Raw genomic sequence first — 13,197 nt, 5'->3', positions numbered from 1 at the left:
TGCCTGTTTCGTCCCCGCCGCGCGTGGCGGGGGTGCCGCCGGTACGCTCCCGGACTTGTGATCGAGACCGAGCGGCTCGTGCTGCGCCCCTACACCCCGATCCTGGCGGCAAGGATCGCCGACGGCGCGCCGCGCGACCAGCGCTGGGCCGACGACTACCCGTTCGACGGCGACCAGACCGCGGCCCGGATGTACCTGCAGGCGGGCGCGCCCGCCGGGCCGTGGGTGCCGTACACGGTCGAGGTGCGCGCGACCGGCCTGGTCGTGGGCGGGGTCGGCTTCCACGGCGGGCCCGACTCCTCGGGCACGGTCGAGATCGGGTACGGCCTGGCCGAGTCCGCGCGCGGGCACGGTTACGCCGCGGAGGCCGCGTCGGCGCTGGTCGCGCTGGCACAGCGGCTGGGCGCACGGCAGGTCGTCGCGACCCTGGAGTACGACAACCAGCCCAGTGCGAACGTGCTGCGCCGGGCCGGTTTCACCGAGCAGAGCCCGCTGCACTGGGTCAGGACGGCGGCCTGAGCCAGCCCGAGGGCAGCGCATACGCCCAGCCCGGCTGCCACGTGAACGGCGCGGTCACCTGCGCGGCCAGGTCCGCACCTGCCAGCAGCACCGCAAGGGCGTACCGGTTGGCCGCGTGCGCCACCAGCAGGACGCGCCGCCCGTCCTGCATCGCGGCCAGCTCCTCCAGCAGGTCCGCGGTGCGCGCCACGACCTGGCGGTAGGACTCGCCGCCGGGGAACGGCACGTCCACGCGGCCCAGGCGCTCTGCCTCCAGCCGGGCCACGGGCATCCCGTTGAGCTCCCCATAGTTGATCTCGCGCAGTCGCGGGTCGGTGCGGTGCTCGACGCCGGCGCCGCCGAACGCGATCCGCGCGGTCTGCACGGCGCGGCGCAGGTCCGAGCTGACGACCAGGTCGAGGCGCTCGCCGCGGCGGCGTTCGCCCAGCTCGGCGGCCTTGCGCAGGCCGGTCGGGGAGAGCTCGCCGGGCAGCCACCCGGTCGCGAAGCCGGCCTCGTTGTCCAGCGTCGGCGAGTGCGTCTCGTACACCAGGGACACGGTCATGGCGCGGAGTCTGGCACAGCCGGACCGGTGCCGTGGTTGCGCGAAACGTGCATCTGACCCCGATTCGTCCGGACAATGGACGAGGAGGTGGAGGCCATGAAGGCAAAGGTCGGCGACACCATCGTCGTCGAGGGCACGCACGTCGGGGACCATCGCAGGATCGGGGTGATCACCGCGGTGCCGCACGAGGACGGCAGCCCGCCGTACACGGTCCGCTGGGAGGACGACCAGCACGAGGGCATCCTCTACCCGGGCCCCGACACGCACATCAAGACCGGGAACTGACCCGCCGAGATCGCGACGATCTTGCGTGAACTGTTGACGATTCGCCCCTTGAGGGCGTGTCGTACCCACGGTTCGTGCAAGATCGTCGCGATCTCGGGGGTTAGGCGCGGGCTACGGCGTTGGCGTGGATCGCGTCGTGGAGGTACTGGGTCATGCCGGGTTTGATGGCCTCGTAGGTGGCGGTGAAGCGCTCGTCGGCGAGGTACATGTCGGCCAGGCCCGTCTGGATCTCGTAGCTGCACTCGTAGAACCAGCGGCTGATGAGCTGGCGGTGCTCCTCGGCCAGGTCCATCGCTTCGGGGCTCTCGGCGGGGGCGCCGGAGTCCATCAGGGCGGTGAAGCGGCGGCCCCAGTCCTCGTTCTCCTGCTTGTTGCGCAGCCAGTCGTCCTTGGTGTAGCGGGCGGTGCGGCGACTGGACTCCTTGTACGCGTCCGTGGCGCCCCAGCGCTGCTCCACCTCCTCGGTGTGGTCGTCGGGGTTGAAGTCGCCGAACACCTCGAAGCGTTCCTCGGGGGTGAGGTTGATTCCCACTTTCTTCGCCTCCATCGCGAACTCGATCGCGGTGACCATCTCCTGCATGCGCTTGATGCGCCCGGTCAGCAGCTCGTGCTGGCGGCGCAGGTGCGCCGTCTCGTCGGACTGCGGATCGTCGAGGATGGCCGCGATCTCTTCCAGCGAGAACTCCAGCTCCCGGTAGTACAGGATCTGCTGCAGCCGCTCCAGGTCGTCCTCGACGTACCGGCGGTAGCCGGTGGCCGAGCGCTCGCTGGGCGACAGCAGGCCGATCTCGTCGTAATGGTGCAGCGTCCGCACGGTCACGCCGGCGAGTTCGGCGACCTTGCCCACGGTGTAAGCCACGGTTCTCTCCTTTCCGAGAACCAGGTTCCGGTCTCCCGTTACGTGAGAGTCAAGCCGATTGTGCGGCGGTTCGCGGCCTGGTCGCGGTGACGGCCACCACCGCGAGCACGAACACCGTGCACAGCGTCAGCATCTGCGGCAGCAGCTTGATCACGTCCTCGAGCTGCCGGTAGGCGTCGTCGACCAGGCCCGGGTCCCAGCTGCTGACGCTGGACACCCACCACAGCGGCGCGAACCGCCGCGGGGCGCGCTCGGCGGGCAGTGCGGCCAGCACGTACACCGCGGTCGCGGCCGCCGGCAGCAGCACGCCGCCCGCCACGCCGACGAGCCGGGCGGCGCCGGACCGGCCGTCGCGCAGCAGGGCCCGCAGCGTGTACGCGAGCAGCACGGCCCCCACGGCCCAGCTCGCGGTCGCGGTCAGCGAGGCGGCCAACTCCTCGCCCATCACCTGGCCGAACCCTGGCAGGACGGCGATGGCAGCCACGCCCATCCCCAGCGCCACGGGCACGGCGAACACTGCGGCGGGGATCGACCGGACCCGCGCCATCCACCGGCCGAAGAACCACGCCGGCGGGACTGACAGCACCATCGCCGTCGCGTACAGGTGATTACCGAACTCGTAAAGGTCCCCCATGCTGGCCAGCACACCCATGGTCGACATCAGGGCGAGCATCAGCACCCCCAGCGCCGACGGCGTGCCGATCAGTCTGAGCATGGTCCCCGTGGCGGTGCGGGCCTGTGCCATGGTCGTCGTCTCCGATCGGTGGGTGAGCCGGTCACGCAGCGCGCACCAGGCCGTGTCGGCCAGGTCCCGGCCGAGCGTGGGGCTGGCGTGCAGCAGCTCGGCGATCTCGTCGCCGTACCGTTCCCGGATCGCGGCCGGGTACAGCGCGAGGACCGCGCGGATGAGCTCCGTGCGCATCAGGCGACCGCCAGCCGGCGCAGGCCGGTGGCGGCGAGTGCGCGCATGCGCTGCAGTTCGGCGTTGAGCGCGGCCCGCCCGGCGTCGGTCAGCCGGTATGGCTTGCGCCGGTCCTGCTCGGGCAGGGCCTCGATGTAGCCGTGCTCCTCCAGGCGCCGGATTGCGCCGTAGAGGGTGCCGGGACCGGGCCGGGAGCCGGTGAGCTCGCCGATGTCGTCCTGCATGGCGTAGCCGTGTCTGGGCCCGGGGGCCAGGCTGATCAGGATGTGCAGCGCGGGTTCGGAGAACCTGCCGAGGTCGGCGAGACCGCCCATGAAGAACTCCTCTACTACGTCCCGCGTAGCATCGCATGGCGTACTAGAGGGGGTCAACGGGCGACGAGGATCACGTATCGGGACCGGCCGCCGCCCGCATACCGTCAGCCGATGGGGGCGAACCGCTGGCTGATGCTCGGGCTGGGCATGCTCGCCCAGGGCGCCTGCTATCTGCCGACCGGCGCGCTGATCCTGCTGGTGCCGGCGTTGCGCGCGCAGGGGTTCGGGCTCGGCGACGTGGGGCTGCTGCTGGGCGCGCCGAGCGCGGGCATGGTGCTGGCGCTGATCGCCTGGGGCTGGTGCGCCGACCGGTACGGCGAGCGCCTGACCATGACCGTCGGGCTGACCTGCGCGACGCTGTCGCTGACCGCGGCGGCGTACGCCACCGGCCTGGCGGCGCTCGGCGTGACGCTGACGCTGGTCGGGGCCGCGTGCGCGTCCGGCAACGCGGCCAGCGGCCGGGTGGTGCTGGGCTGGTTCCCGCCGCAGCGGCGCGGGTTCGCGATGGGGCTGCGCCAGACCGCGCTGCCGATCTCCGGCGCGCTGGCCGGGCTGGGCACACCGCTGGTCGTGGGGGCGTACGGGGTGCGCGGGGTGCTGCTGGTGTGCGCCGCGGTGTGTCTGGTGTCGACGCTGGCCGTGGGGCTGCTCGTGGTCGACCCGCCCCGGCCGGGGCAGGCGGCGGTGGCCGCGGCGGGTTCGCCGTACCGGACGCCGGGCCTGTGGCGCATCCACGGGGCCAGCCTGCTGCTGGTCGTCCCGCAGTTCACCACCAGCGTCTTCGCGGTGGCGTACCTGGTGGGCGAGCGCGGCTGGTCGGAGATCGCGGCCGGGCAGGCCGCTGCCGTGGCGTACCTGCTCGGCGGTGCGGGAAGGCTGGCGTGCGGGCGCTGGTCCGATGCGGTCGCCAGCCGGTTGCGCCCGATGCGGCAGCTGGCCGTGGCCAACGCGGCCGTGGTGCTGCTGGTCGCCGCGGCGACGCAGGCCGGGTCGGGCCTGACCGCGCCGCTGCTGGTGCTGGCGGTCGCGGTGTCGATGAGCGGCAACGGCCTGTCCTACACCGCGGTGGCCGAACACGCCGGGCCGGTCTGGGCCGGGCGTGCCCTGGGCACGCAGAACACCGTCCAGAATGTCGGCGCGGCGCTCACCCCGGCCGTGCTGGGTCTGCTCATCGCGCCGGTCGGCTACGGCGCCGCGTTCGCCCTCGCGGGCGCGCTGGCCCTGCTCGCCGCGCCGCTGACCCCCGCCGAGCCCGGCTGACCCGATCGCCGGAAAATCGGGTCGACGCCGGATCTAGGCTGGCGGCGTGGTCTACGACTCGCTGAGCGATTACGAGCTGGGATTTCCGGGGCCGTTGCGGGACAAGCTGGTGGCTGCGGTGCTGGACGGGAGCAAGACCTCCTCGACGGGGCTGCTGCTCGGATACGAGCATGACGCCGAGCCGCTGCCCCTGCCCGGCCAGCGGTCGACGCTGATCGGCTCCGACGGGCAGCCGCTGGCGATCCTCGAGGTCACCGAGGTGCGGCAGGTGCCGCTCGGCGAGATCGACCTAGCGCACGCGATCGACGAGGGCGAGGGTTATGCCTCGGTCGCCGACTGGCGGGCCGGGCACGAGAGCTTCTGGCACTCCGACGAGATGCGCGGCTACCTGGGGCAGCCGGACTTCACGGTGGACGACGACACGGTCGCGGTGGCCGAGCGGTTCCGCGTGGTGTCGCTGATCCCGGACGCGACCACGGTCGACGCCGCGGTCGCCGCGGAGTCGGCCGCGCTGGCCGCGGCGCTGCGCGCCGCCCCGCCCGCGGACCTGGACCGGCTCACCTGCTGCCCGCCGTGGACGGTGCGCGGCGAGTTCGCGCACGCCGCGATCGCGCTGTCGCGCACCCTGGCGATGCTCGACGCGCCGCCGCCGCCCGGCCCGCCGGTCGACACGGCGCGCTACTACTCCCCCGACGAGCGTTTCAGCCCGCCGGCCGACCGCGAACGGGTCGACTCCGCGCAGGACTTCGCCGAGCGGCGCACTGCGGCGGAGCTGATCGGCTGGTTCGAGGAGCAGGCTGCGCAGGTGGTGGCGCGGGTCGCCGGCACGCCGGGGTCGCGGCTGGTCACCACCCGCCACGGCGACCCGATGCGGCTGACCGACTTCCAGGTCACCCGGGTCGTCGAGCTGGCAGTGCACGGCCTGGACCTGGCCGACGCCCTCGGCGTCGCGCCGTGGCTCACCCCGCAGGCCGCCGGGGTCGTAGAGGGCCTGCTGTTCGGGTCGTCCGCGCCTCTCACGGCCCGTGAGCTGGGCGTGGACCGGGCCGGGCTGCTGCGTCGTGCCACCGGCCGGGTGGCCCTGTCCGACGCCGAGCGCGCCCGGTTGCAGGAACTGGGCATCACCTGGCTGACGCTCGGCTGAGATGCGCCATCCGCAGCCGGTCGCGTGGGCGGTGTCGCGTTGGTGCCGGCCCCCGGTCCCGTGGCGCGCGGACGGGCTGCTCGTCGGCGACGTAAGGTTCCCCAACACTCCCTAACGCCGCTTTGGAACGGCGCGATAGGGAGTGATAGCCTGCAATTCGGCGACGAGCGGGGAAGGATGCGGGATGTTACGGGAAGCAACATCGCTGTCGGCCCGTGTCGGCGACATGATCGAAATCCCGGCCGGGCACATCGACCTGCGCGACGAGGGCACCGGACGGACCTGGCGCGTCGACGTCGCGCCGTTCCTGCTGGCAGCGCACCCGGTGACCCGCGAGCTGCACGAGGCGCTGCGCGGCGGGATCGCCGCGTCGCCGCGGGTGCCGGTGACCGACGTGTCGTGGCTGGACGCGGTCCGGTTCTGCAACGAGCTGTCGGCGGCGACCGGCCGCACGCCGTGCTACACCCTCGGCGACGACCCCGACGGCCTCGACGTGACCTGCGACCCGGACGCCGGCGGCTACCGGCTGCCGACCGAGGCCGAGTGGGAGTACGCCGGCCGCGCCGGGAGCACCGGCGAGCGCTACGGCGACCTTGACGCGACCGCCTGGCACCGGGCCAACTCCGGCGGCGCCGCCCATGACGTCGGCACCAGGGCCCCGAACGCGTGGGGCCTGCACGACATGATCGGCAACGTGTGGGAGTGGTGCTGGGACGTCTACGACCCGCGCGTCTACGGCCCGTACCGCGTCTTCCGCGGCGGCGGCTGGCAGGACCTGCCCCGCGGGCTGCGGGCGTCGTGCCGCCGGCGCAGCCATCCCGCGTTCCACATCGACGATCTCGGCTTCCGCCTCGCCCGCTCGGGCTGAGCGGTTCGACCCCGCCGTCGCCCGCCCGTGGCCGGGCGGGCCCGCACTCACCGTGGAGAAAGCCGATGTCGGAGCTGTACTCGGTCGAGCAGGTCGCCGAGCGTCTCGGCCTGCACGTCAAGACGGTGCGCAACTACGTGCGCGAGGGCCGCCTCAAGGCGGTGCGGATCGGCAAGCAGTACCGCATCAGCGCCGCGGACCTGGCCGCGCTGACCGGCGGCCCGGTGCCCGCGACCGTAGGCGAGCAGGCACGCCGCAGCCGCCACGTCGAGGTGTCCGCGGTGGTGTCCGTCGACGCGATCTCCCGCTCCGACGCCGACCGGCTGACGACCCTGCTCACCGCCGCGGTCAGCGGTCGCCGTGACGACGACGGCCCGCTGCGCGTGCAGAGCGTCTACGACGAACAGCGGGCCCGGCTGCGCCTCATGCTGCTCGGCGGGGCCGCCAACACCGCCGAACTCCTCCGGCTCACCGACGCGATCCTGGAGTCCTGACCGGATCAGCTGGACAGCGCGGACGCGGGGCGCTGGGCGAACCATTCGATCTGCTCACGCAGGTCGCGGGCTTCGGGCACGTCGACGAAGCGAGGGTGGCGCAGCGCGTCGCCGACCCGGGCCATCCCGGCCATCACCTCGGCGGTGCGGCGGGGCAGGTCCAGACGCAGCACCGGGCCGAGCGCATCGCGGGCCGCGGCGGCGTCCCCGGCGCGCACCCGGGTCAGCGCCAGCACGCACCGGGCGCCCGCCTCGTCGCCGAAGGAGCGCTGCTCGGGCGGCGCGGCGGCATACAGGGCGATCGACCGGGTGGCCTCGTGGACCGCCCGGTCGGCCTGCTCGGGCAGACAGGCGTACGTGTCGGCGGCGTAGTGGTGCTGGCGGGCCGGGGTGAACAGGAAGATCCCGCCGAGCGCGTCGAGGTCGTCGTGGACATGGTGCTCGCGCAGGTCCTCAGCGCGGGCCAGGGCCAGCCGGGCGGGTTCGGCCGCGCCGAGCCGCGCCAGCGCGCGAGCCAGGCCGCAGGCCAGCCACGAGGCGACCGACCCGGTCTGCTCGACGGCGATGCGCGCGCCGCAGTCGGCGAACGCGGCCGCCTCCTGGGGCCGGCCCCCGGAGTACGCCAGCAGGCTCTGCAGCCCGCGGCTCCACGCCCGCAGCCCGGCGTGGCCGGCGTTGTCGGCGCACACGTACGCCATCCGGGCCAGCGACATCGCCTGGTGCTCGCGGTCGAGGTCGTGGTGGGCCTTGGCCAGCATCCCGGACACGAGCCCTGCCAGCAGGTACAGCTCGTGCAGGTGCTCGGGGACCGGGTCGTTCTCGAGCCGGCTGAAGACGCGTTCCTGGGTCTCCAGCAGCGGCCCGAACAGCTCGGTCACCGGGTCGCACAGGCAGCGCCCGGCCAGCGCCCTCACCTCGTCGCGCAGCTGCTCGACGGTGATCGTCCCGGCAGTGGTGGTGGTCATCGGTGTCGCCTCTCAGTGCACGCCGGACATCAGTTCGCCGATCCGGCGGGCGCCGAACCAGAAGCAGACGCCGACGATGATGGCCAGCGCGCCCAGCAGGCCGTAGTACGCGGCGTCGGACAGTTTGGCGTTGAGCGGGGTGACCCAGGTGTTGAGCGCGTTGCCGGCCGCGGTGGCCAGGAACCACAGGCCCATCACCTGGCTGGCGTAGCGCAGCGGGGCGAGTTTGGTGGTGACGGACAGCCCGACCGGCGACAGCAGCAGCTCGGCGCAGGTCTGGATGAGATACACCAGCACGATCCACCACGGCGAGATCAGCCCGCGTGCGGCCAGCGCCCCGGCTGTCCCCATCACCAGGAACGACAGGCCGATGCCGAGCAGGGCCAGGGAGAACTTGACCGGGGTGCCGGGCTGGCGGCGGTCCAGTCTGGTCCACATCCACGCGAACACGGGCGCGAGCAGCAGGATCAGCACCGGGTTGACGGACTGGAACCAGGCCGTGGGAATCTCGAAGCTGCCGACCTGCCGGTCGACCTTCTCGTTGGTGAACAGGCTGACCAGGCTGCCGGCCTGGTCGTAGATCATCCAGAACAGCGCCGCCCCGATGAAGATCCACACATAGGCGCTGATGCGGGAGCGTTCCTGGTGGGTCAGAGTCCGGTCGCGGAACATCATGATGAAGTACAGCGCGGGCACGACCAGCGCCAGGATCGTGAGCGCGTTCTTGACGTGGTCGGCGTTGAAGGTGCCCGCCGCGATGTCGATCGCCAGGAGCACCACCACGACGGCCGTCACGATCGCGGCGATCTTCAGGATCTTGTTGCGTTCGTGGGTCTGCAGCGGCTTGTGCGCCTTGAGGCCGACGCCCTCCAGGCGGCGGTAGCCGGCCAGGTACTGGATCACGGCGATGGTCATGCCGACCGCGGCGATGCCGAACGCCACGTGCCAGTCGTTGCGGGCGGCGAAGATGCCGGTCAGCAGCGGGGCGAAGAACGCGCCCAGGTTGATGCCCAGGTAGAACAGCGTGAACCCGGCGTCGCGGCGGGACTCGTGCATCTCGGGGTGCTTGTCGTAGAGCTCGCCGACCATGGCGGAGATGTTGGGTTTGAGCAGGCCGGTGCCGAGCACGATGAGCACGAGGCCGAGGTAGAACATGGACCGGGCGGAGAACGCCAGGGAGTAGTGGCCCAGCGCGATGATGATGCCGCCCCACAGCACGCTGCGGCGGGTGCCGAGGATCCGGTCGGCGATCCAGCCGCCGGGCAGGGCCGTGAAGTAGACCATCGAGACGTAGATGGAGTAGAGCGACGCGGCGGCGACGTCTTCCATGCCGAAGCCGCCGTCGGTCAGTTCGGCGGCCAGGAACAGGGTGAGGATGGCCCGCATGCCGTAGTAGCTGAACCGCTCCCACATCTCGGTGAGGAACAGCACGACCAGGCCGCCGGGGTGTCCGAGCCAGGTCTTGACCGGTTTGCCCGATGCCGGCACCGCCGTGGTGGCCATCGTGTTACCCCCGGATGTGATGTACCCCGCAAAACTGGTCCAATCGGACGATATCGCGCTGCTAAGGCACACATGAGGCGCTCTCCGGAATCGGCGGCGGCTGCGGCGTGTGTCATGGTGGGGAATCGTCCGGGCGGTCAAGTCGTTGCAACACCCGGAAGCCATACGAGTGTGAGGAGCTGACATGGGCGATCGGATGTTGCGGGGAAGCCGCCTGGGGGCCGTCAGCTACGAGTCCGAGCGCAACACCGAACTCGCGCCGCGTCAGATGCGCGAGTTCCTGTGCGCCCAGGGCCACCGCTTCGAGGTGCCGTTCGCGGTCGAGGCCGAAGTGCCCGCGACCTGGGAATGCAAGTTCGACGGGAGCGTGGCACGCCTGGTCGACGGCACCGAGCCGGAGCAGAAGAAGGTCAAGCCTCCGCGTACGCACTGGGACATGCTGCTGGAACGCCGGTCGATGACCGAGCTCGACGAGATCCTCAACGAGCGCCTGGCCGACGTGCGCACCAGACGCGGCCGCTGAGCACACTTCGAAGGCGCCCGCCCCGAATCCGGGGCGGGCGCCTTCGTGCTGTCAGTCGACGATCTCGCCCTCGATGACCTCGGACGGCCCGGGGCGGCCCGCGGCGGGCGGCTGTGGCGGGTGGGGTTGGTGGTGCGGGTCGTGCGGGGTGCTGACCCGGACCTTCCTCGGCCCGAACACGCTGTTGGCGGCCGACGCCGGGATGCGCTTCTCGGTCGCGGCGCGCACCCGCCCGCGGGCCAGCCGGCGCACCGGCGGGATCAGCAGCAGCAGCCCGACGGCCGCGGTCAGCAGCCCTGGGATGATCAGCAGCAGGGCCGCGATCAGGCCGACCACGCCGTCGACGGCTTGATCGCCGCGGGTCTGCCCGGAAAGCCGCGCCTCACGCAGCCGCCGCCAGGCCGACAGCCCCTCCTTGCGCAGCAGGAACGCGCCGAGCAGCATCAGGCCGATCGCCAGCAGCAGCGTCGCGCCGATGCCGATCAGGCGGCTGACGCCCCAGAAGACGGCGAACTCCACCGCGCCCAGCAGCAGCACGGCCAGCGGCACCCACCGCAGTCTGCGCATCCGGTCACCTCCAGCCGGTCGGGCCGGCACGGGATCACGGCCAGCGGTCACTCGGCTTGAACATACGCCGCACCGACTCGCGGCGGGACTGCGCACCCCACACCGTGACCTTCCACAGCGCCTCCTTGATGATGGAGCCGCTCATCTTGGACACGCCGTGCTCGCGCTCGGCGAACGTGATCGGCACCTCCGCGATGCGGAAGCCGTGCCGGTGGGTGCGGTAGGTCAGCTCGACCTGGAAGCTGTAGCCGCGCGAGGTCACCGTCTCCACGTCGATCTTGCGAAGGACGGGCAGCCGGTAGGCGCGGTAGCCGCCGGTGGCGTCCTTGACGCCCATGCCCATCACCACGCGGGTGTAGAGGTTCGCGCCGCGCGACAGGATGAGCCTGCGCACCGGCCAGTTGATCACCTTGCCGCCGCGCACCCAGCGGGAGCCGATGACCGCGTCGGCGCCGCGCAGCGCGTCGAGCAGCCGCGGCAGCTCCTCCGGGGCGTGCGAGCCGTCGGCGTCCATCTCGACGACGGCGTCGTAGCCGTGCTCGTGGGCCCAGTCGAAGCCGGCGATGTACGCCGCGCCCAGGCCCTGCTTGCCGGGCCGGTGCAGCACCTTGACGTGGTCGTCGGCGGCGGCCATCTCGTCGGCGATCGCCCCGGTGCCGTCGGGGCTGTTGTCGTCGGCGATCAGGATGTCGACCTCGGGCGTGGCCCGGCGCACCCGGGGGACGATCAACCGGACGTTCTCCGACTCGTTGTACGTCGGAATGATCACCAGCACCCGGCCTACGCCGGGATACCCGATCTCCGCCTCGTTGCCGTTCACCGGGACCTCCACGTTTATGCCGATACTGCCTGTCCAGTGTCCTCCACCGGCGCGGGGCGACGCCTGCGCGCCACGCCCGCCGCGATCAGCAGCGCGAGCGCCGCGAGCGTCAGCAGGTACTCCGGCCACGGCCCCACGTTCGTCGCCGGCGTGGTGCCGGAGCCGAGGTGCAGGTCGCGCACCAGTACCGCATCGGTGTTGAAACCAGATGCATCATGCACATTTCCGTCGGCAGTTACAAATCCGGACACACCGACAGTTGAGGCCATGAGGCTGTCCCGGCCGTGTTCGACGGCCCGCAGCCGCACCATCGCCATCTGCTGCATCGCCTCGGACTCGTCGAAGGTCGCGTTGTTGGTCTGCACCGCGAGCAGCTGCGCGCCGGCCAGCACGGTGTCGCGTACCACGTCGTCGTAGGCGACCTCGAAGCAGATCACGTCGCCGACCTTCGCCGGGCCGAGGGTGAGCACGCCGGGGGCGGTGCCCGCGACGAAGTCGGTGCGCAGCAGCTTGGCCTGGTTCGTGACGGCCTGCGCGATCGGTTCGACGATCGGGCGCAGCGGCAGGTACTCGGCGAACGGCACCGGGTGCTGCTTGAGGTACATCTGCTCGGGCTGCGCGCCGGGCGCGAGGTCGGCGGGCCAGACCAGGCCGGCGTTGCGGGACTGGCCCTGCTCCGGGCCGGACAGCACCGCGCCGACCAGGATCGGGGCGTTGATCGCCCGGGCGGCGGTGTTGATCGCGTCGGCGGCGCTCGGGTTGCGCAGGGGGTCTATGTCGGAGGCGTTCTCCGGCCACACGACCAGGTCGGGCTGCTTGGCCTGCCCGGCGCGGACCCGTTCGGCCAGCACCATGGTGGCGGCGACGTGGTTGTTGAGCACGGCCTGGCGCTGGGCGTTGAAGTCCAGGCCCAGCCGCGGCACGTTGCCCTGCACCACGGCCACGGTGACGGCGGGGCCGTCCGGGGTGGTGGCGGGCAGGACCAGGCCGAGCAGCATGACCGCGAGGCCTCCGGCGGTCGCGGCGGCGGCACGGGTCCAGGCCCGTGCGCCGACCTGCCCGAGGGCGTACGCGAGCAGCCCGCCGGCCGCCGCGACGGCGAACGTGACCAGCGGCGCGCCGCCGTATCCGGCCAGGGCCAGGGTCGGGGCGTCGGCCTGGCTGAACGCTAGCCGCCCCCACGGGAACCCGCCGAACGGGGCCCGGTCGCGCAGCGCCTCCTGGGCGACCCACAGCAGCGCGATCCCGGCCGGCCACAGCCACGGCCTGCGCCGCGCGAGCGGGCTGATCCAGGCCAGCGCCATGCCCAGCAGCCCCAGGTAGGTGGCCTGGAACAGGGTGAGCAGGATCCACGGGGCGTAGCCGACGTGCAGGTTGGTCCAGGCCAGCAGCGGCCCGAAGAACACCGCCCCGGTGATCAAGCCCAGCCCGAACCCGGCCCGCAGCCTGCGCCCGCGCACCGCCAGGGCCAGCAGCGCCACGCCGATCGGCGCGGTCCACCACAGGCCGTACAGCGGGAACGCGACCAGCAGCGCCAGCCCGGCGGCGACCGACAGGGCCAGCGCCACGGGCAGCCGCAGCGGCGCGGGTCCGCCGGCGGTCATGCCGCT

16 protein-coding genes and 1 pseudogene are annotated in these 13,197 nt (G+C 72.4%); 8 read left to right on the top strand and 9 right to left on the bottom strand.

The annotated features are described in order from the left end of the window. Positions 1 to 57: 57 nt before the first annotated feature. On the top strand, positions 58 to 519 hold the full coding sequence (locus F9C41_RS03015; RefSeq protein WP_196279599.1) for a GNAT family N-acetyltransferase: 462 nt from the start codon (positions 58 to 60) through the stop codon (positions 517 to 519). On the opposite strand, the gene F9C41_RS03010 is transcribed toward F9C41_RS03015, so the two are convergent. Continuing rightward, positions 503 to 1,063: a histidine phosphatase family protein gene (locus F9C41_RS03010; RefSeq protein ID WP_155384997.1), complete on the bottom strand. Its 561-nt coding sequence runs from the start codon at positions 1,061 to 1,063 to the stop codon at positions 503 to 505. The genes F9C41_RS03015 and F9C41_RS03010 overlap by 17 nt on opposite strands. 96 nt (positions 1,064 to 1,159) lie before the next feature. On the opposite strand from F9C41_RS03010, the gene F9C41_RS03005 reads away from it, so the two are divergent. Continuing rightward, positions 1,160 to 1,348 (top strand): DUF1918 domain-containing protein, encoded by a 189-nt coding sequence (locus tag F9C41_RS03005; RefSeq protein ID WP_120322317.1) that lies wholly within the window; start codon positions 1,160 to 1,162, stop codon positions 1,346 to 1,348. 100 nt (positions 1,349 to 1,448) lie between these two features. Here the strand turns inward: F9C41_RS03005 and F9C41_RS03000 are convergent, their stop codons facing one another. The 3 genes from F9C41_RS03000 to F9C41_RS02990 are packed head-to-tail and all read right to left on the bottom strand — an operon-like array spanning position 1,449 to position 3,443. Further along, complete coding sequence (locus F9C41_RS03000) at positions 1,449 to 2,207, bottom strand: MerR family transcriptional regulator (protein ID WP_155384996.1); 759 nt, start codon at positions 2,205 to 2,207, stop codon at positions 1,449 to 1,451. 49 nt (positions 2,208 to 2,256) lie between these two features. Then, on the bottom strand, positions 2,257 to 3,129 hold the full coding sequence (locus F9C41_RS02995; RefSeq protein ID WP_155384995.1) for a hypothetical protein: 873 nt from the start codon (positions 3,127 to 3,129) through the stop codon (positions 2,257 to 2,259). After that, complete coding sequence (locus F9C41_RS02990) at positions 3,129 to 3,443, bottom strand: PadR family transcriptional regulator (protein ID WP_155384994.1); 315 nt, start codon at positions 3,441 to 3,443, stop codon at positions 3,129 to 3,131. The genes F9C41_RS02995 and F9C41_RS02990 overlap by 1 nt, the downstream gene beginning before the upstream one ends. A gap of 111 nt (positions 3,444 to 3,554) precedes the next feature. Between F9C41_RS02990 and F9C41_RS02985 the strand changes: the two genes are divergently transcribed. The 5 genes and pseudogenes from F9C41_RS02985 (at position 3,555) to F9C41_RS02970 (ending at position 7,209) form a co-directional block, all read left to right on the top strand. Then, positions 3,555 to 4,703: an MFS transporter gene (locus F9C41_RS02985; RefSeq protein ID WP_155384993.1), complete on the top strand. Its 1,149-nt coding sequence runs from the start codon at positions 3,555 to 3,557 to the stop codon at positions 4,701 to 4,703. A gap of 46 nt (positions 4,704 to 4,749) precedes the next feature. Continuing rightward, positions 4,750 to 5,166, top strand: a pseudogene (locus tag F9C41_RS41065) (ASCH domain-containing protein); the annotation flags it as partial. Continuing rightward, positions 5,152 to 5,847 carry a maleylpyruvate isomerase N-terminal domain-containing protein gene (locus tag F9C41_RS41060; RefSeq protein ID WP_230689315.1) on the top strand — a complete coding sequence of 232 codons (696 nt, stop codon included), beginning with the start codon at positions 5,152 to 5,154 and terminating at the stop codon, positions 5,845 to 5,847. The pseudogene F9C41_RS41065 and the gene F9C41_RS41060, both read left to right, overlap by 15 nt. A gap of 184 nt (positions 5,848 to 6,031) precedes the next feature. Then, positions 6,032 to 6,715, top strand: coding sequence for a formylglycine-generating enzyme family protein (locus F9C41_RS02975; RefSeq protein WP_230689251.1), 684 nt, complete (start codon positions 6,032 to 6,034; stop codon positions 6,713 to 6,715). A 65-nt stretch (positions 6,716 to 6,780) separates the two neighbouring features. Further along, positions 6,781 to 7,209: a helix-turn-helix domain-containing protein gene (locus tag F9C41_RS02970; RefSeq protein ID WP_155384991.1), complete on the top strand. Its 429-nt coding sequence runs from the start codon at positions 6,781 to 6,783 to the stop codon at positions 7,207 to 7,209. A gap of 5 nt (positions 7,210 to 7,214) precedes the next feature. Here the strand turns inward: F9C41_RS02970 and F9C41_RS02965 are convergent, their stop codons facing one another. Together F9C41_RS02965 and F9C41_RS02960 are read right to left on the bottom strand one after the other, a co-directional pair. Beyond that, positions 7,215 to 8,174 carry a hypothetical protein gene (locus tag F9C41_RS02965; RefSeq protein WP_155384990.1) on the bottom strand — a complete coding sequence of 320 codons (960 nt, stop codon included), beginning with the start codon at positions 8,172 to 8,174 and terminating at the stop codon, positions 7,215 to 7,217. 12 nt (positions 8,175 to 8,186) lie between these two features. Then, positions 8,187 to 9,677, bottom strand: a complete 1,491-nt coding sequence (locus F9C41_RS02960; protein WP_155384989.1) for a peptide MFS transporter — start codon at positions 9,675 to 9,677, stop codon at positions 8,187 to 8,189. A gap of 184 nt (positions 9,678 to 9,861) precedes the next feature. Between F9C41_RS02960 and F9C41_RS02955 the strand changes: the two genes are divergently transcribed. Further along, positions 9,862 to 10,200 carry an RNA polymerase-binding protein RbpA gene (locus F9C41_RS02955; RefSeq protein ID WP_144120007.1) on the top strand — a complete coding sequence of 113 codons (339 nt, stop codon included), beginning with the start codon at positions 9,862 to 9,864 and terminating at the stop codon, positions 10,198 to 10,200. A gap of 51 nt (positions 10,201 to 10,251) precedes the next feature. On the opposite strand, the gene F9C41_RS02950 is transcribed toward F9C41_RS02955, so the two are convergent. Genes F9C41_RS02950 through lnt form a run of 3 tightly spaced genes read right to left on the bottom strand, consistent with a single transcriptional unit; the run spans position 10,252 to position 13,191 of the window. Next, positions 10,252 to 10,767, bottom strand: a complete 516-nt coding sequence (locus F9C41_RS02950) for an FxsA family protein (RefSeq protein ID WP_155384988.1) — start codon at positions 10,765 to 10,767, stop codon at positions 10,252 to 10,254. Between the two features lie 34 nt (positions 10,768 to 10,801). After that, complete coding sequence (locus F9C41_RS02945) at positions 10,802 to 11,587, bottom strand: polyprenol monophosphomannose synthase (protein WP_230689250.1); 786 nt, start codon at positions 11,585 to 11,587, stop codon at positions 10,802 to 10,804. A gap of 14 nt (positions 11,588 to 11,601) precedes the next feature. Beyond that, on the bottom strand, positions 11,602 to 13,191 hold the full coding sequence (gene lnt, locus F9C41_RS02940; RefSeq protein WP_155385420.1) for an apolipoprotein N-acyltransferase: 1,590 nt from the start codon (positions 13,189 to 13,191) through the stop codon (positions 11,602 to 11,604). Positions 13,192 to 13,197: the final 6 nt, after the last annotated feature.

The organism is Catellatospora paridis, assembly GCF_009720365.1.
Taxonomy (GTDB): Bacteria; Actinomycetota; Actinomycetes; order Mycobacteriales; family Micromonosporaceae; genus Catellatospora; species Catellatospora paridis.
The sequence above is the reverse complement of the archived record's forward strand: the minus strand, read 5'-3'. Positions and strand labels throughout refer to the sequence as shown.